19 protein-coding genes and 1 pseudogene are annotated in these 19,475 nt (G+C 73.3%); 13 read left to right on the forward strand and 7 right to left on the reverse strand.

Annotated elements, in window-relative coordinates; genetic code table 11:
• The first annotated feature begins 350 nt into the window (after positions 1–350).
• Positions 351–842 carry a MucR family transcriptional regulator gene (locus MKK64_RS27060; RefSeq protein ID WP_279593397.1) on the forward strand — a complete coding sequence of 164 codons (492 nt, stop codon included), beginning with the start codon at positions 351–353 and terminating at the stop codon, positions 840–842.
• Between the two features lie 291 nt (positions 843–1,133).
• On the forward strand, positions 1,134–1,904 hold the full coding sequence (locus tag MKK64_RS27065; RefSeq protein ID WP_147860280.1) for a restriction endonuclease: 771 nt from the start codon (positions 1,134–1,136) through the stop codon (positions 1,902–1,904).
• Positions 1,905–2,027: 123 nt separating this feature from the next.
• Here the strand turns inward: MKK64_RS27065 and MKK64_RS27070 are convergent, their stop codons facing one another.
• Together MKK64_RS27070 and MKK64_RS27075 are read right to left on the reverse strand one after the other, a co-directional pair.
• The gene (locus MKK64_RS27070) at positions 2,028–3,701 is read right to left on the reverse strand and encodes a formate--tetrahydrofolate ligase (protein ID WP_147729048.1); all 1,674 of its coding nucleotides are present in this window, start codon (positions 3,699–3,701) and stop codon (positions 2,028–2,030) included.
• A 198-nt stretch (positions 3,702–3,899) separates the two neighbouring features.
• Positions 3,900–4,118, reverse strand: coding sequence for a heavy-metal-associated domain-containing protein (locus MKK64_RS27075; RefSeq protein ID WP_147729049.1), 219 nt, complete (start codon positions 4,116–4,118; stop codon positions 3,900–3,902).
• A 311-nt stretch (positions 4,119–4,429) separates the two neighbouring features.
• Here MKK64_RS27075 and MKK64_RS27080 point away from each other — a divergent pair, with 311 nt between their 5' ends.
• On the forward strand, positions 4,430–5,854 hold the full coding sequence (locus MKK64_RS27080; RefSeq protein ID WP_243938833.1) for an EAL domain-containing protein: 1,425 nt from the start codon (positions 4,430–4,432) through the stop codon (positions 5,852–5,854).
• 88 nt (positions 5,855–5,942) lie between these two features.
• Here MKK64_RS27080 and MKK64_RS28305 read toward each other — a convergent pair.
• A pseudogene (locus tag MKK64_RS28305) lies at positions 5,943–6,239 on the reverse strand (DUF3368 domain-containing protein); the annotation flags it as partial.
• Between the two features lie 157 nt (positions 6,240–6,396).
• Entirely contained in the window at positions 6,397–6,660 is a 264-nt protein-coding gene (locus MKK64_RS27090; RefSeq protein WP_243938809.1) for a UPF0175 family protein, read from the reverse strand.
• Between the two features lie 115 nt (positions 6,661–6,775).
• On the opposite strand from MKK64_RS27090, the gene MKK64_RS27095 reads away from it, so the two are divergent.
• The 5 genes from MKK64_RS27095 (at position 6,776) to MKK64_RS27115 (ending at position 11,863) form a co-directional block, all read left to right on the forward strand.
• The gene (locus MKK64_RS27095) at positions 6,776–7,660 is read left to right on the forward strand and encodes a TIGR01459 family HAD-type hydrolase (RefSeq protein ID WP_243938811.1); all 885 of its coding nucleotides are present in this window, start codon (positions 6,776–6,778) and stop codon (positions 7,658–7,660) included.
• Positions 7,661–7,806: 146 nt separating this feature from the next.
• Complete coding sequence (locus MKK64_RS27100) at positions 7,807–8,808, forward strand: helix-turn-helix domain-containing protein (protein WP_243938813.1); 1,002 nt, start codon at positions 7,807–7,809, stop codon at positions 8,806–8,808.
• A gap of 646 nt (positions 8,809–9,454) precedes the next feature.
• Positions 9,455–9,688: a hypothetical protein gene (locus MKK64_RS27105; RefSeq protein WP_147730013.1), complete on the forward strand. Its 234-nt coding sequence runs from the start codon at positions 9,455–9,457 to the stop codon at positions 9,686–9,688.
• 169 nt (positions 9,689–9,857) lie between these two features.
• On the forward strand, positions 9,858–10,061 hold the full coding sequence (locus MKK64_RS27110) for a hypothetical protein (protein ID WP_147844666.1): 204 nt from the start codon (positions 9,858–9,860) through the stop codon (positions 10,059–10,061).
• Between the two features lie 44 nt (positions 10,062–10,105).
• The gene (locus MKK64_RS27115) at positions 10,106–11,863 is read left to right on the forward strand and encodes a carbamoyltransferase (RefSeq protein WP_147860266.1); all 1,758 of its coding nucleotides are present in this window, start codon (positions 10,106–10,108) and stop codon (positions 11,861–11,863) included.
• Positions 11,864–12,166: 303 nt separating this feature from the next.
• On the opposite strand, the gene MKK64_RS27120 is transcribed toward MKK64_RS27115, so the two are convergent.
• The 3 genes from MKK64_RS27120 to MKK64_RS27130 all read right to left on the reverse strand — a co-directional run bounded on the left by MKK64_RS27120 (position 12,167) and on the right by MKK64_RS27130 (position 14,641).
• Positions 12,167–12,841: a haloacid dehalogenase type II gene (locus MKK64_RS27120; protein ID WP_243938815.1), complete on the reverse strand. Its 675-nt coding sequence runs from the start codon at positions 12,839–12,841 to the stop codon at positions 12,167–12,169.
• 8 nt (positions 12,842–12,849) lie between these two features.
• Entirely contained in the window at positions 12,850–13,344 is a 495-nt protein-coding gene (locus MKK64_RS27125) for a hypothetical protein (RefSeq protein ID WP_147844330.1), read from the reverse strand.
• A 106-nt stretch (positions 13,345–13,450) separates the two neighbouring features.
• Positions 13,451–14,641 carry a trans-sulfuration enzyme family protein gene (locus tag MKK64_RS27130; RefSeq protein ID WP_243938817.1) on the reverse strand — a complete coding sequence of 397 codons (1,191 nt, stop codon included), beginning with the start codon at positions 14,639–14,641 and terminating at the stop codon, positions 13,451–13,453.
• A 190-nt stretch (positions 14,642–14,831) separates the two neighbouring features.
• Here MKK64_RS27130 and MKK64_RS27135 point away from each other — a divergent pair, with 190 nt between their 5' ends.
• The 5 genes from MKK64_RS27135 to MKK64_RS27155 form a co-directional block, all read left to right on the forward strand.
• Positions 14,832–15,395, forward strand: coding sequence for a TspO/MBR family protein (locus MKK64_RS27135; RefSeq protein WP_243938819.1), 564 nt, complete (start codon positions 14,832–14,834; stop codon positions 15,393–15,395).
• A 97-nt stretch (positions 15,396–15,492) separates the two neighbouring features.
• The gene (locus tag MKK64_RS27140) at positions 15,493–16,146 is read left to right on the forward strand and encodes a chemotaxis protein CheB (RefSeq protein WP_243938821.1); all 654 of its coding nucleotides are present in this window, start codon (positions 15,493–15,495) and stop codon (positions 16,144–16,146) included.
• A gap of 36 nt (positions 16,147–16,182) precedes the next feature.
• A complete protein-coding gene (locus tag MKK64_RS27145) occupies positions 16,183–18,555 on the forward strand; it encodes a Tex family protein (RefSeq protein WP_243938823.1) in 2,373 nt (790 codons plus the stop codon).
• Positions 18,556–18,800: 245 nt separating this feature from the next.
• Complete coding sequence (locus tag MKK64_RS27150; protein WP_147729573.1) at positions 18,801–19,205, forward strand: helix-turn-helix domain-containing protein; 405 nt, start codon at positions 18,801–18,803, stop codon at positions 19,203–19,205.
• A gap of 182 nt (positions 19,206–19,387) precedes the next feature.
• The coding region (locus MKK64_RS27155; protein WP_243938632.1) for an S-adenosylmethionine synthetase N-terminal domain-containing protein at positions 19,388–19,475 on the forward strand (88 nt) is incomplete at its 3' end.

Below are 19,475 nucleotides of genomic sequence, written 5' to 3' on the forward strand. Positions count from 1 at the left end.
AAGCCCGAGGCGGGAATCGAACGAGGGTATTGGCGCGCCGGGACGGAAAAGCAGGCGACTAATACCAAATCCGCGAAGGCTCCGGCCGTCTCGACGACCGGCTCCGCCATTGGACACCAGCGCCGCAGGGGGTCGGACTGGACTCCGGGTGCGGCGCTACACTCGTTTTTTTGTGTTGGAAGCCTTTCCATCAAGTTTAATCGAACGGAAACAGACCTTGCGCATTGCGTTGAGATGTTAGACATCATAGCCGCCTTGCCTGAACAAGCTGGCGTCAGCTGAAAATTTCCCAACCCTTGGGCTGCGTTGACGTCGGACGTGTCGAGGGAAGTCGGACCGGGGAACGATCGATGATGAACGACAACGGCATGGAACCGGATTACATCGCTCTGGCGGCAGAGATCGTGTCGGCCTTCGTGAGCAAGAATTCCGTTCCGGTCCCGGAATTGAACGGGCTCATCGTCTCGGTGCACACGACGCTGGCCCAGCTGGGGAACGGCGCCGCCGCCGAGAAGGTCGAGCCGCCGACGCCCGCGGTCTCGATCAAGCGCTCGGTCACGCCGGACTTCATCATCTGCCTGGAGGACGGGAAGAAGTTCAAGTCGCTGAAGCGCCACCTGCGCACGCGCTACGACATGACCCCCGACGCGTATCGCACCAAGTGGAACTTGGCGGCCGACTACCCGATGGTCGCGCCGAACTACGCCGCCGCCCGCTCCGAGCTCGCCAAGACGATGGGCCTCGGCCAGCAGCGTCGCAAGACCCGCGGCAAGGCCGCGCCCGAGGCGGCCGCCGCTTCGGCCCCGCGCCGCAGCCGAGGCCGCAGCGCCGCCGAGGGCTGATCGCCGGGTTCTCCCGGTCGGGCCCGGCAGAACCCGCGTCCCGTCCCCCGTGGGAGACGGGCGGGTTGCGGGGCACGACCCGTCCGGGTGGGTCATGCCCCTCGCCCCGGCCCTCTCCCCCGCGAGGGGGAGCCGGACAAAGCGACGCGATCCGCTCGCGGGCGCCCGCCCCCGGGAAATCCACAGCTTTCCGCGGCGCTCGCCGGGCCGATTCAGGGATCGGGCATCGCCGGGTGCGATGGCTGTCGGCGAGGAGCCGGCCGGTGGGGCCGGCCGCGTGAGGCGTCGTTCATGCCCGGCCAGCCCAGCCTCGTCGCCCGCCTGTTCTGGATCGCGGTGGTCGGCGGCGGCCTGTCGCTCCGGTACGGGCGCGGCGGCCTCCTGCTCTCGGGCGCGGCGCTCGGCCTCGTCCTGCTGCGCCATCTCGGGCGGCCCCGGCGCTTCCGCGCCCGGGTGCGCAAGCTCGCCCGCCGCCACGCCCGGACGCTCGCCCTGCGCCGCCGGCAGGAAAGCTTCGTCGACGCCTACGGCAACCGCATCGTCGACGGCTGGCTGCGCGAGCGCGACTACTTCGTCGCGCGCACCGTGGTGCCGGACCTGACCGCGCGCGGCTTCGCGGACCTGTGCGCGGCGCGGGCGGACACGATCCTGTCCATCGTCGAGGCGGTGGCCGAGGCGGTGGACCTGCCCGAGGACGACGCGGCGCCCGAGGAGGGCGTGCCCTACGAGCGGTTCTGCGCCGCGCGGCTCGAGCGCGCCGGCTGGCGCACGCACCCGACCCCGGCGAGCGGCGACCAGGGCGCCGACATCGTCGCCGAGCAGGGCCGCACCCGCCTCGTCGTGCAGTGCAAGCGCTACGGCCGCCCGGTCGGCAACGCCGCGGTGCAGGAGGCGGCCGCCGCCGCCCGCTACTGGTCCGGCGACATGGCCGCCGTGGTCACGAATGCCGGCTTCACCCCCGCCGCCCGCAAGCTCGCCGCCGCCACCGACGTGCTGCTGCTGCACCACGACGATCTCGACGACCTGCGCCCGATGCGGACCGTCCTGGCCGCGCGGGGCTGACGGCTCTTCTCCTCTTCCCTCCCCCGACGGATCTCGGGCTTGCCCGAGGTCCGCACCCCGTGTGCCCAAGTCGGGCAGGCCCGACTTGGGTGCGGGGGAGGGAAAGGCGCGTCGCGTGCGCCCCTAGAACAGCCCGTCGATCTGGCCGTTCGCGTCGAGGCGGATCGTGTCGGCGGCCGGCACCCGCGGCAGGCCCGGCATGGTCATGATCTCTCCGCAGATCACCACGACGAAGCCGGCCCCGGCCGAGAGGCGCACGTCGCGCACCGCGACCACGTGGCCCTCGGGGGCGCCGATCAGGGTCGGGTCGGTCGAGAACGAGTATTGGGTCTTGGCCATGCAGACCGGCAGGTGGCCGTAGCCGTCCTTCTCGAAGGTGGCGAGCTTGCCCGCCGCCTTGGACTCGATCTGGATGTCGGCGGCGCCGTAGAGCTTGGTCGCGATCGCCTTGACCTTGTCCGACAGCTTGGCCTCGGCCTCGTAGGTGTAGGCGATCGGCTTCGGCGCGCCCTGGGAGAGCGCCACCACCGCATGGGCCAGGGCCTCGGCGCCGGCGCCGCCCTCCGCCCAGTGCTTGCAGGTGATCGCCTCGACGTCGAGGCGTTCGCGACAGAGGTCGCGCAGCTTGGCGTGCTCGGCATCGGTGTCGGCGTGGAAGTGGTTGACCGCCACCACCACCGGCAGGCCGAAGCCACGCACGTTGGCGACGTGGCGCGCCAGGTTGGCGAACCCCTTCTCGAGGGCGTCGACGTTCTCGGCCCCGAGGTCCTTCTTGTTGACCCCGCCGTGCATCTTCAGCGCCCGCACCGTGGCGACGATGACCACCGCGGACGGCGACAGGCCGGCCTGCCGGCACTTGATGTCCAGGAACTTCTCCGCGCCGAGGTCGGCGCCGAAGCCGGCTTCCGTTACGGTGTAGTCGGCGAGCCTGAGGCCGGCGCGGGTGGCGATCACCGAGTTGCAGCCGTGGGCGATGTTGGCGAAGGGGCCGCCGTGGATCAGCGCCGGGTTGCCCTCCAGCGTCTGCACCAGGTTCGGCTGCAGCGCGTCCTTCAGCAGCACCGTCATCGCGCCGGTGGCCTTGACGTCCTTCAGGGTCACGAGCTTGCGGTCGCGGGTCTCGGCGACGACGATGCGGCCGAGGCGCTCCTCGAGGTCGGCGAGGTCCTTGGCGAGGCAGAACACCGCCATGACCTCGGAGGCCACGGTGATGTCGAAGCCGTCTTCCCGCGGAAACCCGTTGGCGACGCCGCCGAGCGACTGGGTGATCGCGCGCAAAGCCCGGTCGTTCATGTCGACGACCCGGCGCCAGTGGATGCGGCGCACGTCGATGTTGAGCTCGTTGGCCCAGTAGACGTGGTTGTCGATCAGCGCCGCGGCGAGCGCGTGCGCCGAGGTGATGGCGTGGAAGTCGCCGGTGAAGTGCAGGTTGATCTGCTCCATCGGCACGACCTGGGCCTTGCCGCCGCCGGCCGCGCCGCCCTTCATGCCGAAGCAGGGCCCGAGCGAGGGCTCGCGCAGGCAGATCATGGTCTTCCGGCCGATGCGGTTCAGCGCGTCGCCGAGGCCGACCGTCGTCGTGGTCTTGCCCTCGCCCGCCGGGGTCGGCGAGATCGCGGTGACGAGGATCAGCTTGCCCTCGGGCTTGCCCTCGAGCCCGCCGATGAAGCCGTGATCGAGCTTGGCGATGTGCTTGCCGTAATTGTGCAGGGCGTCGTCGGGGATGCCGAGCTTCTCGGCGACCTGCGCGATCGGCTGCAACGTCGCCGCGCGGGCGATCTCGATGTCGGAGGGCATGGTTTCCTCAACCTTTGGCACGAGGGCGTCGTGTGGCGTCCGGTTTTGTCCGCGACGTCCGTTCAAGCCGGCGTTGTGCCGTGCGACGGGCGCAAGACCAAGCGCAACGCCCGGCCGATTCCGACATTTTGCGTCAGCTCCGGTCGAAAAGCGCGTCGAAATTATTCGCTGCGCCGACAAATTCGATTTGGCGCGCCTTCAGCCGGTCATCGCGGTGGCGGTGTAGCCGGCCTTGGTCAGCGCCTCGGCCAGCACGAGGCTCTGGGCCGAGGTCCGGATCGCGACGCGCTCGTGCGCCCGGTCGACCGCAACCTCCGCCGCCGGATCGATCCGCTGGACGATGCGGCGCACCGACGCCTCGCACCCGCCGCAGGTCATGCCCTCGACCCGCATCAGAAGTTCGCCCTGCGCGTCCATGCCGTCGCTCCGTCGATCGATCGCCTGCCACCGATCTCGGGCGCCGGGCCGGGCGCGGCAAGGGCGGAGCAGGGCGAGGATTGGGCGCGCGAAGCCGCAAGCGGGCGAAGAAACTTCCGGATGTCACACTCGCGGAAAACCGCCGCGCCGGCTCACCTGCGCGCTTGCGGCCCCGCGGGCCCTCGGCGACAAAAGGGCTCCGCGGCCCCGATCAGGCAGGCCCGGGCTCCCCCCCGAATCCAGGCAAGAAGGCACCCGTGGCGAACCGACCCACAGCCCGGAGGATCGGCCGGCATGCGGGCCTGTGGTCGATGGGTCTGCTCGGCCTCGTTGCGCTCGCGCCGCTCGCCGCCCTGATGCCCACGGTCGGCGCGCTCGCGCTCGGGGGGCTCGCCGCGTTCGGCGCGCTCGCGGCCCATGCCCGTGCGAGCGGGCTGAAGGCGCGCTGCGACAAGCTCTCGGCCGAGCTCGACACCCTGTCGAAGCGCCTGCTCAAGGCCGAGGCGGCCGGCCGGGCCGATCCGGCGCAGGCCGGGCTGCCGCGCGACGTCGAGGAGCTGACCGTCGAGATCGGCCTGCTCAGCGGCATCGTGCGCGACCTCGCGGCCGTGGTCGGCACGCAGGACGGCGAGGTCGCGCGGCTGAAGCAGCAGGCCGCCGACCTGGCCGCCTCGAAGCCGGCGCCCGCCCCGGAACCGCCGCCGGCCCCAACCTTCGCGCCGGCCCAAGTCTTCGCATCGGCCCCAGCCTACGCGCCGGCCCCCGCCTCGGTTCAGCCGCCGGTCTACGTGCCGCCCGCGGCGCCGGAGCCCGAGCCGGCGCCGATGCCGGTGCCGCGCCTCTTCCCGCCGCGCGCCCTGCCCCGGGCGGACGCGGCCGCCCGGGGCTCGACCGAGGACGAGGCGGTGATCGCGGCCTTCGACGGCGACGGCCTCGAGGTCCACCTCCAGCCGCTGGTGACGCTGCCGCAGCGCAAGGTCGCGTCCTACGAGGCCCTGGCCCGCCTGAGGCTCGCCGGCGCGGTGCTGACGCCGGAGGCGTTCCTGCCGGTGCTGGAGCGGCACGGCCGCTCGACCGAGCTCGACCGGCGCATGCTGCAGCGGGTCGCCACCATCGCCCGCCACCTCGTCGGCCGCGGCAGCGAGGCGGCGGTGGCCTACGGCCTGTCGCCGCTCTCGCTCTACGAGCCCGGGTTCCTGCGCGGGATCGCGCGGCTGGTCGCGGCCGAGCCGGCCCTGGCCGGCCGCCTCGTCGTCGCCCTGCCGCAGGCGAGCTGGCGCAACCTCGACGCCGAGCAGGCCGGCGCCGTCGCCGCGCTCAAGGGCCGGGTCGGCTTCACCCTCGACCGGCCGGCGGACCTGCGCTTCGACGCCGCGGCGCTGGCGGGCTACGGCGTCGGCCAGGTCAAGGTCCCCGCCGGCCTGCTGCTGCGCCCCGGCCCGGCCCGGCGCAGCCTGTCGGACATCGCGATCGAGGACCTCGTCACCGCGCTCGCGCGGGCCGGCATCCGCCTGGTCGCGACCGACGTCGCGGCCGAATCCGACGTGCCCGATCTGATCGACCTCGACGTGCCGTTCGCGCAAGGGGCGGTCTTCGCCCCGCCGCGCCCGGTGCGGGCCGACGTGCTCGCCGCGCAGGCCCCGCCGGTCCCCTCCGCCCCCCCGACCCCGGACGACCCGCCCGAGCCGACGCCGGAGCGCCGCCCGTTCCGGGCCTTCCTGCGCCGGGCGAGCTAGAGGGGTCGTACCCGATCCGGAGGGTCCCTTCGGGATGGCAGATCGGGGGGAAGCCGTGCCAGGGGCGAGGATGCCGGGCGAGCAGGGCCTCGAACAGCGCCGGGCGGCAGCGGAAATTGGTCGCCCGGAGCCGTGAGACGGCGTCGTGCACATCGAGGAGGCCGCGCCGCACGGCGAGGTCGACGATGCCGAGCGTGCCCGTGACGGCGCCCCCCCTGGCCCGGGCGGCGGCGACGCCGGCACGGCCATCCATGAGGATCAGGTCCGCCCCGAGCGCCGTCGCCAGCCGGATGGCTTCCCGTTCCCCGGCATCCAGTGGCCCGAGCGACGGGTCCGACCCGACCGGATCGGGCTCGACCGCGAGCCAGGCCGGCGGCGCCGACATCCAGCGTCGCACGGCCGCGGGAGCTTCGGGATGGCGCAACTCCCGGCATACCGTATCGGGGATCGCGACCCCGGCCAGCAGCGTCGGCAGCACCGCGATCCGGTCGATCAGCACGAGATGATGGATCGGCCCGGCATCGGCGACGGCACGCAACGGATCACAGGCCGAGGCGGTCGAGATCGCGGCGGTCGTCGTCCAGGTCGGTGAGGTCGTAGTCGACGAAGACGTTGCGGGCCTTGAGGAAGGCGTCGAGCGCCGCACGGGTGCCGAACCCGAGCAGCGTGCGCAACTCGGGGGGCGTCAGCCGCCCGGCGCGAAACTCCTCGACCGCGAAGGCCTCCAGCGCGCGGCGCGCGAGGTCGCCGCCATCCGCGGCGAGGCGGCGGGCGAGGTCGTCGGGAATCGGGACCGTCACGTTCATGCCGCGAGGCTACGCCGGGTCGCCCGATCCCGCAAAGCCCCGCGCGATTGCCAACCCCGGCCGGCGCGCCTAACCCGGCCGGCGCCTTCCCCGACAGATCTGCCCGAGACCGCCGATGCCCGATCCGATCCCGACGCTGCCCGGCCTGTCCGGCATCGCGGATGCCTACGACCTGATCCTGTGCGACGTCTGGGGCGTGCTGCACGACGGCACCCGCGCCCACACCGCCGCCGGCGCAGCGCTGATCGCCTTCCGCGAGCGGCCCGGCCCGCGCCCGCGCCGGGTGGTGCTGGTCTCGAACGCGCCCCGCCCCTGGGCCGGCGTGCAGCGCATCCTCGACGGCTACGGCGTGCCGCGCGCCGCCTACGATGCGATCCTGACCTCGGGCGACCTCACCCGCGAGCTGATCGCCCGGCGGCCGGGCGCGCGGATCCACCATCTCGGCCCGGAGCGCGACGGCCCGATCTTCGAGGGGCTCGACCTCACGCTGGTGCCGGCCGACGCCTGCGATCTCGTGGTCAACACCGGCCTGTTCGACGACGCCACGGAGACGGCCGAGGATTACCGGGCGACGCTGGCCGCGCTGAGGGCCCGCGACGTGCCGATGATCTGCGCCAACCCCGACCTCGTGGTCGAGCGCGACGGCCTGCTCATCCCCTGCGCCGGCCTGCTGGCCGAGGCCTATGCCGCGATCGGCGGCGCGGTGACCTATGCCGGCAAGCCGCACCGGCCGGTCTACGAGGCCGCGCTCGCGCTCGCCGCCGGCCTCGACGCGGGCGCCGCGCCCGATCCCGCCCGCGTCCTGGCGGTGGGCGACGCGATCCGCACCGACATCGCCGGCGCGCGCGGGTTCGGCATCGCCAGCCTGCTCGTCGCCCGCGGCATCCACGCCGAGGAGCTCGGCGTCTCGGCCGCCCACCACACCCTCGGCGACGTCGCCGCCTGGCTCGCGCGCCAGCCGGTGCAGCCCGACGCGGTGATCGAGCGGCTCGTCTGGTAGCCCGCCGGCCGCGGCACGGCCCGCGCACGGCGGTGCGCGGTTTCGGGGCGGTCGATCGCCCCGGCGGCACAGCCGATCCCCACTTCGAGTTGCCCGACGATGCGCCGCCCCGCTTCCACGCCGCCCCGATCGGTCAGGCCCCTCGGATGAGCGGTCTCGCCCAGCGCGATCCGGCGGCCTGGCGCTCCCAGGACCGCATCGTCGCGCGCATCGGCTCGCTGCGGCAGCTCCAGCTGTTCAACGATCGCGGCGGCATCGCCGTCAACTTCGACATCCTGCGCTCGGCGGCGCCCGACATCCGCATCGCCGGCAGCCAGAGCGAGACCTTCAGCCTGTGGGAGACCACCTCGGCGAGCGGATTCGTCACCAAGCCGAAATTCGACGCCGACCTCGTCACCATCCGCTTCGTCACGAGCGGCAGCATCGCCTACCGCTACCGGGCCGGCGAGGCCATCGGCCTGCCCTCCCACGCCACGCTGGTCGGCTTCGAGGACCTGCGCGAGGTCCAGGCCTCGAGCGGGTTCGGCGCCATCGGCGGGACGATCCCGGTCGCGGCCCTGACGGCCGCCGACGCGGCGCTGACGGGCGGCGGCGACCGCGGCTTCGCGCCGCTCGCGCCGATCGCCGCGATGACGACCCCCGGCGTGCAGATGCTGTTCTGCACCCTGCGGCAGATCCATGCGCACAGCCACGGACCGAGCCGGCGCGGGAACCTGATCGTCCCGTTGATCCAGGAGATCCTGAGCTACCAGCTGCTCTCGGTCTGGCCGAAGCGGGACATGCCGGCGCCGCAGGAGAGCCAGGACGTGCCGCTCCGGTGCATCCGCGCCGCCCTCGACTACATCGAGGCGCACCTGTCCGACCCGCTGACGCTGGCCGACATCGCGGCCACGGCCGGGATCAGCGTCCGCTCGCTGCAGGACAGGTTCCGGCAGGCGATCGGGCAGACGCCGGTGCAGTTCATCATCGATCGCCGCCTGCGGAAGGTCCACCACGACCTGACCGCGCGCGGCGGCGCGACGCTCTCGATCGCCGAGGTCGCGGCGCGGTGGGGGTTCGTCCACATGAGCGATTTCGGGCAGCGCTACCGGCGGCTGTACGGCTGCGCGCCGTCCGAGACGCGGCGCGACGCCGGCCGGCCGCGCTGAATGCGCCCCGGGCGGTGAGGGGCCCGCGGCGCTTCGGGGCCGCGGGCCCGGATGCGGAGGCCTGCCGGCCGAGCGCCGGGGCCCTATCAGGGCTGGCTATCAATATAGCGCAAGACAGTATAAATATCGCGCGAATTTGACACTTATAGTTTAAAATCGGATACCAACGTATGTGAGTGCAACTTCGATCCCATTTTGGATTCGATATCCGGTCTCTCATCGATCGGCGGTCTCGAGGGCAGGTCCAAATCCTGCATCGTCGCCGGATCGGAGCTGCCGAATATATAGCGAACGGTCTTTGTAAGGTATTTATTCAAAATAGACTGTAATTCATAGATCTATTATCCTACGCACCTCGAGCGCGTCGCACGGGAACCCGCATGCTGGATCTTGCGAACAACGATGCCTGCACCCGCAAGACGATCCCGGCTCGTCCGCCGGCGGATCGCGATGCGGCCGTGACGACGCCCGGTCCGACCGCAGGCGCCGCCATGGCCCCCCGCGGCCGGCGCACGATGCAACCCGCGCACCGGCCGGGTCGCCCGCGCGCGGGCCGGCGCCCGACCCGGCCTGCCGCATGCCGGCCTTCCGCGCCGTCCCACGCACGCCGGGCCGCGTGATGCCGATGCCCCATCGAGATCGACGCATGACAGAACTCCTGCCGTCGGAGCGGACCGCTCAGACGCTGAAGCGCATCGCCACGGCCCTGGGCTGCACCGTCGAGGAGCTGGTGAGCACCCGGGAAGGCGGCTGCCCGGCCCAGGAAACCCGGGAGCTGCTGACGCTATGGGACGCGATCCGCAGCGACGCGGACCGCCGGATCGTGCTCGACACCGCCCGCGAGGTCGTGCGGGCGCAGGAGGCCTCCGCCGCGCCCTGAGGCCGGCGGCGGCTCCCGCGGCCAAGCCGTCACCTTATGATCGAGCGGCCGACTCGGGGCCAAGCGGCCAGGTTACGGCCAAGCTGCCATCTTGCGGCCCAGCCCGCCCCGGATGCTGTCGCCGACGGTCGCCGTCCGGACGAGGGCGGGACCACGAGGGGGCATCCCGATGACCGAATCCGTGCCGGCCCGCGCCGTGAAGGCCCACGACGAGCAGCGCCTGGAGCGCTCCGTCGCCGCGACGCTGCGGGTGATCGCCGCCGCCCATGCCGAGCGCGAGGCGCCCCCCGTCCACGCCGCCCGCCGGCGCCTCGGCGAGGTCTACGGCGCGACCCGCCTCGCCCGCCGGCTGGAGCGGGCGCAGCGCGCCTGACGGGAGGTTGCCGGGTCGGCGCCGCGGCGCTAACCCGATCCGCGATGCGGTATTATCTCGGCCTCGCCACCACCTTCCACGACCCGGCGCTCGCGCTGATCGGGCCCGACGGCACGGTCCTGTTCGCCGAGGGCGCCGAGCGCTTCCTGCAATACAAGCGCGCCCCGAACTGCGAGCCGGACCCGGCCACCCGCATGGTCGGGCTGCTCGCCGAGCTCGTGCCGGAAGGCTCCGAGCTCGTCGTCGCCTCGACCTGGGGCCAGCAATTCACCGAGTTCCTCGAGGGGCAGGGGCGCACCGGCGCCTTCACCCTCGAGGCCCTGGGCCGGCACGCGCCGGTGCTCAACCGCTCGTTCGTGCCCGAGCGCGCCGAGCGCATCTTCGTGGCCGAGATGGCGATCGCCCAGGCGCGCGCCGGCTACGGCACGCTGCTGGCCCTCGACCAGGAGACGCGGGGCCGCGGCGGCGCGGCGCGCGCGCGGATCGTGCGGCAGGACCGCTTCCCCCACCACCTCACCCACGCCGCCTACGCCCTGTGGGGCAGCCCGTTCTCGGACGCGACCGCGGTGATCGTCGACGGCATGGGCGAGACCGGCGCGGCCGCGCTCTACCGGATGGAGGCGGGCCGCATCGCCGAGGTGCGGCGCCACCGCGGCCGCGGCTCGGTCGGCTTCCTCTACGGGCTCGTCACGGACCTCGCCGGCTTCGACCAGCTCAAGGGCGAGGAATGGAAGATCATGGGGCTCGCGCCCTACGGCCGCTCCGATCCCGCGCTCGTCGCGCAGCTGCGCCGCCTGTACACGGCGGAGGGCGGCCGCCTGAAGTTCACCGACGACGCCACCGTGCGCGACGTGGTCGCGACGATCCTGAGCCGCCGCCCGGCCGATCTCGGCGAGGCCGGCTGGGCCGATCTCGCCAGGAGCGGCCAGGAGGTGTTTTCGGAGTTGATGGACATCCTCGTCGCCGAGGCCTGGGCGCTCAGCCCGCACGAGAACCTGGTGATCGCCGGTGGCTGCGGCCTCAACTCCTCCTACAACGGGCGGGTGCTCGAGCGCTCGAGCTTTTCCCGCCTGCACGTGCCGTCCGCGCCGGGCGACGACGGCAACGCCGTCGGCGCGGCCTGGCTCGCCTACGCCGCCGACAACCCGGGCTGGACCGGGCCGGCGCCGGAGGCGCGCCCGCTCACCCCCTATCTCGGCTCGCGCGTCTCGACCGCGCCGATGGAGCGGCTGGCCGAGTGGGAGCCGCGCGCGCGCAAGGTCGGCCATGCGGCGGCGACCCGGGAGGCGGCGCGGATCCTCGCGGCCGGCGGCCTCGTCGGCTGGGTCCAGGGCCGGGCCGAGTTCGGCCCGCGCTCGCTCGGCAACCGCTCGATCCTCGCCGACCCGCGGCCGGCGGGCGCGAAGGACGCGCTCAACGCCAAGGTGAAGTACCGCGAGGCCTTCCGGCCCTTCGCCCCCTCGATCCTAGCCGAGGCCGGCCCCGACTGGTTCGAGGCCTACGCCGACAGCCCGTACATGGAGCGCACCCTGGTCTGGCGCGAATCCAAGCGCGACCAGGTCCCGGCGGTGGTGCACGCCGACGGCACCGGCCGGCTCCAGAGCGTGACGCCGGCGCGCAACCCGGCCTACGCCGCGCTGATCGCCGCCTTCGCCGAGATCACCGGCGTGCCGATCCTGCTCAACACCAGCTTCAACGTGATGGGCAAGCCGATCCTCCACACGGCGGAGGACGCGATCCTGATGTTCACCACCACCGGCCTCGACGCCCTGGTGGTGGAGGACTGGATCGTGGTGAAGTGAGGGGTCGGTCGACGCGCGGGAGCCTTACAGGACCATGGCGGTGCGCCCCGCGCGCATCCCCTCGCCCCGCACGCGGGGAGAGGGCCGCGACGACCCTGTCGTCGGCGCGGCGAGGCGGCAGCCGACGGTGAGGGGGCTTCGACGGCGGAGCCTCGTCCGGTGCCTTCCCCTCACCGCCGCTTCGGCTTCGCCTGCGCTTCCCGGCTGCACGACGAGGTGCGGCCGGGCCTCTCCCCGCGTGCGGGGAGAGGGGAACCCGCACCCCATGCGATCCAGGTGAGATGGGGGAGCCGACGCCCCGCCTCAGAACAAGCCCGCGAGATCCGACAGCACCGCCACCGGCGCGAGGTCGGCGTACTCGTCCGGCTTCCCCGTGCGGTTGATCCAGGCGCAGGCGAAGCCGAAGGCGGTGGCGCCGGCGATGTCCCAGCGGTTCGAGGAGCAGAACAGCACCGCCTCGGCGGGCACGCCGAGGGTGTCGAGCGCCACGGCGTAGGCGCGCGGATGGGTCTTGAAGACGCCGGCCGCGTCGGCCGAGAGCACCGCGTCGAGGCGGGACGCGAGGCCGGCCGAGGCGACCGAGCGGCCGAGCATGGCGTCGTCGCCGTTGGAGAGGATGGCGGTGGACAGGCCGCGCGCGCGCAGACGCTCCAGCACGCCCGGCACCTCCCCGTAGGCGTCGAGGTCGCGATAGGCGTCGAGCAGCCGGTCGCGCAGGCCCGCGTCGACGTCCGGGTGGCTCGCCAGGGCGAAGTCCAGGGCCCGCTCGGTGAGCTGCCAGAACGGGGCGGTGCGGCCGATCAGCGACAGGGTCCAGCTGTATTCGAGCTGCTTCACCCGCCACAGCTCCGACAGCCGCGCCGCCGCCGGCCCGACCGCGTCGGCATGGCGCTGCACCGCCGAATGCACGTCGAACAGGGTGCCGTAGGCGTCGAACACCACGGCGCGGCGGCCGGCGAGAAGCGGTCTTTCCGACATCGCGGGCGCTACTTCTTCTCGAGCACCTCGATCGGGTTGGTGCGCTGGCTCGCGGCCGGCTCGCGCGTGAGGTTCTGGCTTCCCGCTTCCTGCGGGGCCGCCTTGCCGCCCGGCGCGCCGGGACCGCCGGTGGCGGTGCCGCCGGAATTCGGCTGGGTCGGCACCGTGCCGCTGGCGAGCTCGAGGCAGGTCACCATCTCGACGTAGGACGGGTAGCCGCCGGCCTTGTACTGGTCCTCGCACTGGCGCTTGGCCGAGGGCGTGTAGTCGCCCCAGCGGCGCTCGGCCTCCTTCTTCGCGTCCCGCTCGGAGCGCAGGCAGCCCTCGATGTTGGCGTTGTCGCTGACGCTGACGTTGGCCCGGCTCGCCGACTGGCAGGTCTTCTTGATGTCGAGGTTCGGGACCGTGTCGGCCCGCGCGGCGGTGGAGGCCGCCGGTGCGGCGAGGAGGGCGAGCGCCAGGGCCCCGGTGAGCGCGGCGCCGGCAAGGATGCGTGTCGTCATGGTCCGCTCGTCGTCTCTCGGCGTGGGATGCTCGGAAGCTGTGAGGCACAACGCGCGGCACGCCGGAGGGTCCCGCCCGCGGGACAGGAATCCGAGCCCGCCGCGCTCAGGGGCCCGCGTGGGCGGCCCGGAGCGCCGCGTCGAGGTCGGCGAACAGGTCGTCGGGGTCCTCGAGCCCGGTCGAGAGGCGCAGCAGGTCGGGCGGGCACGGCGTGCCCGGTCCCTCGACCGAGGCGCGGTGCTCGATCAGGCTCTCGACGCCGCCGAGCGAGGTCGCGCGCTTCCACAGGCGCACGCGCGCGGCGGTGGCGATCGCCGCGGCCTCGCCCCCGGCCACCCGGATCGACAGCATCGCCCCGAACCCCTGGTCCATCTGCCGCGCGGCGACCGCGTGGCCCGGATCCTCGGGGAGCCCCGGATAGAGCACCCGGGCGACGTGGGCGTGCCGGGCGAGGCGGCCCGCGAGGTCGAGGGCGCCGGCCGATTGCGCGGCGGCGCGCAGGGGGAAGGTGCGCAGGCTCCGCATCAAGAGGTAGGCCTCGAACGGCCCGAGGATCGCGCCGCCGCTCGCGCGGATCGCGCCGATCCGGGTCCAGGCGGCGTCGCGGGCGGCGGTGGCGAGCACGCCGGCGATCACGTCGGAATGGCCGTTCAGGATCTTGGTGCCGGAATGCATGACAAGGTCGGCGCCGAGCCGCAGCGGCCGGGTGTGGAACGGCGAGGCGACGGTGGAGTCGACCGCCAGCCGCGCCCCGGCCGCATGGGCGATCTCGGCCGCGGCGGCGATGTCGGTGACCGTCCAGAGCGGGTTGCCGGGAGTCTCGATCCAGACGAGCTTGGTCCGGCCCGGCCGCATCGCGGCGCGCAGGGCGTCGAGGTCGTCCATCGCCACGAAATCGAGGTCGAGCCGGCGCCGCGGCGCCTCCTCGCGCAGCCAGCGCTTGAGGGCCCAGTACATCACCGCCGGCGCGACCACGTGGTCGCCGGGCTCCAGCGCGCCGAACACCGCCGTCGCCGCCGCCATGCCGGAGCCGAACAGCATCGCGGCCGGCGCCTCCTCCAGCATCGCCAGCACGGTTTCCGCCTCGCGCACCGTCGCGTTGTCGGGCCGCGCGTAGGAGAAGCCGGAGGAATAGCCGTTGTCGGGGTCGCGGATGAAGGTGGTCGAGACGTGCAGCGGCGCCACCACCGCGCGGGTCACCGGCTCGACATGCCCCATCGCCTGGGCGGCGAGCGTCCGCTTCGACCATCCGGCGGCGCGAGGGTCGGCGTCGTCCGTCGGGTTGCGTGAGGTCATGGCCGCGTCCGATGTTGCGTGGCGGGAGATCGTTCGACGGTCCGGATGCGGCTCGCGCCGCGTCCCTTCCCTTCATCGTCCCTTCCCCGCACGAGGGGAGGAAGACGCGCGGGTTTCCTATAGCCTCCGAACGCCGCGGCTGCCACGATCCGGGCCGGGGCCGCCTCCGAGGCCCCGTCGGGTTTCGTCCATGCAGACCGCCAGCCGCGCCGCGTCCACGCAAGCCTCGTCCACGCAAGCCTCGCCGACGCGGGTTCCGATCCGCCCGGCCCTTCCCTGGTGGCTGCGCCTGCCCGCCGCGATCCTGCCGGTGGGGGCGACCTCGCTCATCGGCGGGCTGTCGACGGCCCCCGAGATCGACGGGTGGTACGCCGGCCTCGCCAAGCCCGCCTTCAACCCGCCGAACGCGGCCTTCCCGATCGCCTGGACAATCCTCGACGTGCTGATGGTCGTCTCAGCTTGGCGCCTGCTCGGCGCCCGCCCGGCCACCGGCCCGTCGCGCCGGGGCTGGTGGCTGGCGATCGCCGCCTTCGGCGTGCAGCTCGCGCTCAACGCCGCCTGGACGCCGGTGTTCTTCGCCCGCCACGCGCTGGGTGCCGGCCTGGTGGTGGTGGTGGCCCTCCTCGTGATGATCCTGTGGACGATCCGCCTGAGCTGGCGGATCGACCGGATCGCGGCGTGGCTTCTGGTGCCCTACGCCGCCTGGGTCGCCTTCGCGTCCCTGCTCAACGCGGCGATCTGGCGGCTGAACTGACGCGGCGCGCCGGCACCCCACGCCCCGGACCATGGGGCCAAAAAATCCTCGCCGTCCGGCGTGGCGCCCCGGCCCGGCCCGATGCTGCCGTGCGCCCATGCCCGCCGGTGACCGGTCCCGGTTCGTCGGCGTCGGCGCCTCCGGGGCCGAGGGCCTTCGCGACATCCGGGCGCTCCTCGTCTCCCTCCCGGCGCCGCTCCGGGCCGTCCTCCTCGTGCTGCTCCGCCCCTGGGACCGGCCGAGCCACCTCCGCGCGATCCTGGCGCAGGCCTGCCCGCACCCGGTCCTGATCGCGGACGCGGGCGAAGGCTTCGAGCCGGGCCGCATCGACATCGGCGAGCCGGCCCGGCACCCGATCCTGGCCGACCGCAGCTTCGGCGAGATCGTCGCCGACCCGATGCGGCTGCACGGCAACCGCACGGTCGACCTGCTCTTCCATTCCGTGGCCCGGCACGGCCGCGGGCGGATGATCGGCGTGGTGCTGTCCGGCTCCCTCGACGGCGGCGCCCGCGGGCTCGCCGCGATCCATCGCACCGGCGGGCTCACCAGGGTGCTCACGCCCGAGCCGCCGCCCCGCCACGGCATGCCCGAGAGCGCGATCGCCCACGACGGCCCGATCGCCACGATCGGCAGCCCGAGGACGATCGCTGCGGACGATCCTCCGGGGATCGCGGGGGAGGCGGCGCCGCAGGCGGAGCCGGCCCGCGCGCCGGCCCCGCCCGCTCTGGCCCCCCTCCCCCATCCGGGTTAGACACCGCGCCCCACGCCATCTGCAGGACGCGACCGGATGATCGGCATCACGCAGCGCATCGCCACCGAGCTCGGCGTCGCCAAGGCGCAGGTGAGGGCGGCGGTCGACCTCCTCGACGGCGGCGCGACGGTGCCGTTCGTCGCCCGCTACCGCAAGGAGGCGACCGGGGCGCTGGACGACGCGCAGCTGCGCACCCTGGAGGAGCGCCTCGGCTACCTGCGCGACCTCGAGGAGCGCCGCGCCGCCGTGGAGGACGCGATCCGGGCCCTCGGCAAGCTCGATGCGGACCTCGCCCGGAAGATCGCGGCGGCCGAGACCAAGGCGCGGCTCGAGGACCTCTACGCGCCGTTCAAGGTCAAGCGCCGCACCAAGGCGCAGATCGCCCGCGAGGCCGGGCTCGGGCCGCTCGCCGAGGTGCTGCTGGCGCGGCCGGACCAGGCCCCCGAGCAAGCGGCGAAGAGCTTCTCGGGCAAGGACGGCTTCCCCGACGTCGAGGCGACCCTGGAGGGCGCCCGCGCGATCCTGATCGAGCGCTTCGGCGAGGATGCCGAGCTGGTCGGCGGCCTGCGCGAGGAGACCTGGCGGCGCGGGCGGATGCGCGCCTCGGTGCGCAAGGGCAAGGCCGAGGGCGGGCAGAAGTTTGCCGACTACTTTTCGTTCGAGGAGCCGCTCGCCCGCCTGCCCTCGCACCGGATCCTGGCGCTGTTCCGCGGCGAGAAGGAGGAGGTGCTCGACCTAGACCTCACCGACGCCGAGACGCCGCCGCCCGGCCGGCCGGCCTGGCAGGAGGCGCGGATCGCCCAGACCTTCGGCATCGCCGAGGCCTTCGGGATCGCCGAGCGCGGACGGCTGGGCGACCGGTTCCTCGCCGAGACGGTGCGCAAGACCTGGCGGACCAAGCTGAAGCCGGCGATCGACACGGACCTGCGGGCCCGGCTCTGGGCGGTGGCGGAAGCCGGCGCGATCTCGGTCTTCGCCGGCAACCTGCGCGACCTGCTGCTGGCCGCGCCCGCCGGCGCGCGGCCGACGCTCGGGCTCGATCCGGGCTTCCGCAGCGGCGTGAAGGTCGCGGTGGTCGACGCCACCGGCAAGGTCGTGGCCACCGACGCGATCTTCCCGCACGAGCCGCGGCGCGACTGGAACGGCGCCCTGGCGACGCTGGCCAAGCTGTGCCGCGCGCATCGGGTCGAGCTGATCGCCATCGGCAACGGCACCGCCTCGCGCGAGACCGACAGGCTGGCCGCCGAGCTGCTGGGCAAGCACCCGGAGCTGACGCTGGCCAAGGTGATGGTCTCGGAGGCCGGCGCCTCGGTCTACTCGGCCTCGGCCTACGCCTCGGCCGAGCTGCCGGGCCTCGACGTGACCCTGCGCGGCGCGGTCTCGATCGCGCGGCGGCTGCAGGACCCGCTGGCCGAGCTCGTGAAGATCGAGCCGCGGGCGATCGGCGTCGGGCAGTACCAGCACGACCTTGCCGAGGGGAAGCTGTCGCGCTCGCTCGACGCGGTGGTGGAGGATTGCGTCAACGGCGTCGGCGTCGACGTCAACGTGGCCTCCGCGCCGCTGCTCGCCCGCGTGTCGGGGCTGAGCGAGCGGGTGGCGGCCAACATCGTCGTGCACCGCGACGCCAACGGCCCGTTCCGCTCGCGCGCCGCGCTGAGGAAGGTCGCCGGCCTCGGGCCGAAGGCCTACGAGCTCGCCGCCGGCTTCCTGCGGATTCGCGGCGGCAGCGATCCGCTCGACGCCTCGGGCGTGCACCCGGAGGCCTATCCGGTGGTGAAGAAGATCCTGGCCGCCACCGGCCAGCCGATCGGCGCCCTGATCGGCAATGGGGGCGTGCTCAGGGCGCTGAACCCGCGGGCATTCGTCGACGCCACCTTCGGCCTGCCGACGATCGGCGACATCATCGCCGAGCTCGAGAAGCCCGGCCGCGACCCGCGCCCGGCCTTCCGCACCGCGACCTTCCAGGACGGCGTCGAGACGATCGCGGACCTGAAGCCCGGCATGCGGCTCGAGGGCGTCGTCACCAACGTGGCCGCGTTCGGCGCCTTCGTCGACGTCGGGGTGCATCAGGACGGGCTGGTGCACATCTCGGTGCTCGCCGACCGCTTCGTGAAGGACCCGCGCGAGGTGGTGAAGCCCGGCGACGTGGTGCAGGTCCGCGTCGTCGAGGTCGACCCGGCGCGCAAGCGCATCGCCCTGAGCATGCGCGCGGAAGACGGCGAGCGGCCGGCGCGCCGCGAGCAGGGGCGCCAAGACCAGGCACGCCAGGACCAGGCACGCCAGGAGCTTGCGGCGTCGACGCGCGGGCCCGCGCCGCGATCCGCCGCCGCGCCGGCGCCGGAATCGGGGGGGGCCCTCGCCGACGCGTTGCGCCGGGCGGCGACCGCGCAGGGACGCGGACGTTCCTGAGGCCCGCGGGACGCCGGCCCCGCGAAACCGTTGCCGCGGCAACGGAATTCTCGTAGAGCGGATCGGAGAACGGCCGAGCTTGGCCGGCGGTGCGATCGCGGCGGCATCCATGCAGGCGGATACCGCTGGAGAGCCAACGGGTTATGAGGGTGACAAGCCGTGCGCCGGCAGCTAAGCTTGCGCAGGGCGAGGTCGCGGATGGTCGACGATTCCGTGTCCTTGGGGGCGCGCACGCGAGACGAGTGATGGCAGGCCAGAAGACGGATCAACGGGACGTTTATGTCGGGCAACGCATCGCGGAACAACGACGCAAGGCGTCGTTGACCCAGCGCCGCGTCGCCCAGAGCTTCGGCATGTCCGCGGCGCAGCTGCAGAAGTACGAGAAGGGCACCAACCGCATCAGCGCGATCCATCTCGACATCTTCTCGCGCATGACCGGCGTGCCGCTGGACCACTTCTTCAACGGGATGCCCCGGGATGAGGACCACGCCGTCGAGGGTTTCGGCGACACGCCGCAGCGCCCGCTTGACGCCGGCTGGCAGGGCGTGGCCGAGATGGTGGCCCGCCACGTCTCCGAGAACTGCTCGGCCGACACGCGGCGCGACCTCGCCGCCGCGGTCCAGGCCCTCGAGCGCAAGTTGAGCGGCTGAGGCCGCCACGTCCCTGTGGTAGCACCTTCGGACCGATTGGCCGTCCGCTTCGTACGGTATAACGGATCCGTTCGGCATTCCACCTTGACCCTGCCGGGAGCCGGTGCCAGAACTCCGGCCCTCACAACCGGGTCAAGCGCCGCGATCAGGAAGGCGCACCCGTCAACCGGGGTGCTGTCACGATGCCGCGTTCGGACTTCCTGTTCACCAGCGAATCCGTCTCCGAGGGCCACCCCGACAAGGTGAGCGACCGGATCTCCGACACCGTGG

The organism is Methylobacterium sp. E-025 (genome assembly GCF_022829705.1).
Classification (GTDB): Bacteria; Pseudomonadota; Alphaproteobacteria; order Rhizobiales; family Beijerinckiaceae; genus Methylobacterium.

Bases quoted from the DNA above. Each gene is read 5' to 3' on its own strand.
- MKK64_RS27060 (WP_279593397.1), top strand. From the start codon at position 351: ATGATGAACGACAACGGCATGGAACCGGATTACATCGCTCTGGCGGCA.
- MKK64_RS27065 (WP_147860280.1), top strand. From the start codon at position 1,134: ATGCCCGGCCAGCCCAGCCTCGTCGCCCGCCTGTTCTGGATCGCGGTG.
- MKK64_RS27070 (WP_147729048.1), bottom strand. From the start codon at position 3,701: ATGCCCTCCGACATCGAGATCGCCCGCGCGGCGACGTTGCAGCCGATC.
- MKK64_RS27075 (WP_147729049.1), bottom strand. From the start codon at position 4,118: ATGGACGCGCAGGGCGAACTTCTGATGCGGGTCGAGGGCATGACCTGC.
- MKK64_RS27080 (WP_243938833.1), top strand. From the start codon at position 4,430: ATGGGTCTGCTCGGCCTCGTTGCGCTCGCGCCGCTCGCCGCCCTGATG.
- MKK64_RS27090 (WP_243938809.1), bottom strand. From the start codon at position 6,660: ATGAACGTGACGGTCCCGATTCCCGACGACCTCGCCCGCCGCCTCGCC.
- MKK64_RS27095 (WP_243938811.1), top strand. From the start codon at position 6,776: ATGCCCGATCCGATCCCGACGCTGCCCGGCCTGTCCGGCATCGCGGAT.
- MKK64_RS27100 (WP_243938813.1), top strand. From the start codon at position 7,807: ATGAGCGGTCTCGCCCAGCGCGATCCGGCGGCCTGGCGCTCCCAGGAC.
- MKK64_RS27105 (WP_147730013.1), top strand. From the start codon at position 9,455: ATGACAGAACTCCTGCCGTCGGAGCGGACCGCTCAGACGCTGAAGCGC.
- MKK64_RS27110 (WP_147844666.1), top strand. From the start codon at position 9,858: ATGACCGAATCCGTGCCGGCCCGCGCCGTGAAGGCCCACGACGAGCAG.
- MKK64_RS27115 (WP_147860266.1), top strand. From the start codon at position 10,106: ATGCGGTATTATCTCGGCCTCGCCACCACCTTCCACGACCCGGCGCTC.
- MKK64_RS27120 (WP_243938815.1), bottom strand. From the start codon at position 12,841: ATGTCGGAAAGACCGCTTCTCGCCGGCCGCCGCGCCGTGGTGTTCGAC.
- MKK64_RS27125 (WP_147844330.1), bottom strand. From the start codon at position 13,344: ATGACGACACGCATCCTTGCCGGCGCCGCGCTCACCGGGGCCCTGGCG.
- MKK64_RS27130 (WP_243938817.1), bottom strand. From the start codon at position 14,641: ATGACCTCACGCAACCCGACGGACGACGCCGACCCTCGCGCCGCCGGA.
- MKK64_RS27135 (WP_243938819.1), top strand. From the start codon at position 14,832: ATGCAGACCGCCAGCCGCGCCGCGTCCACGCAAGCCTCGTCCACGCAA.
- MKK64_RS27140 (WP_243938821.1), top strand. From the start codon at position 15,493: ATGCCCGCCGGTGACCGGTCCCGGTTCGTCGGCGTCGGCGCCTCCGGG.
- MKK64_RS27145 (WP_243938823.1), top strand. From the start codon at position 16,183: ATGATCGGCATCACGCAGCGCATCGCCACCGAGCTCGGCGTCGCCAAG.
- MKK64_RS27150 (WP_147729573.1), top strand. From the start codon at position 18,801: ATGGCAGGCCAGAAGACGGATCAACGGGACGTTTATGTCGGGCAACGC.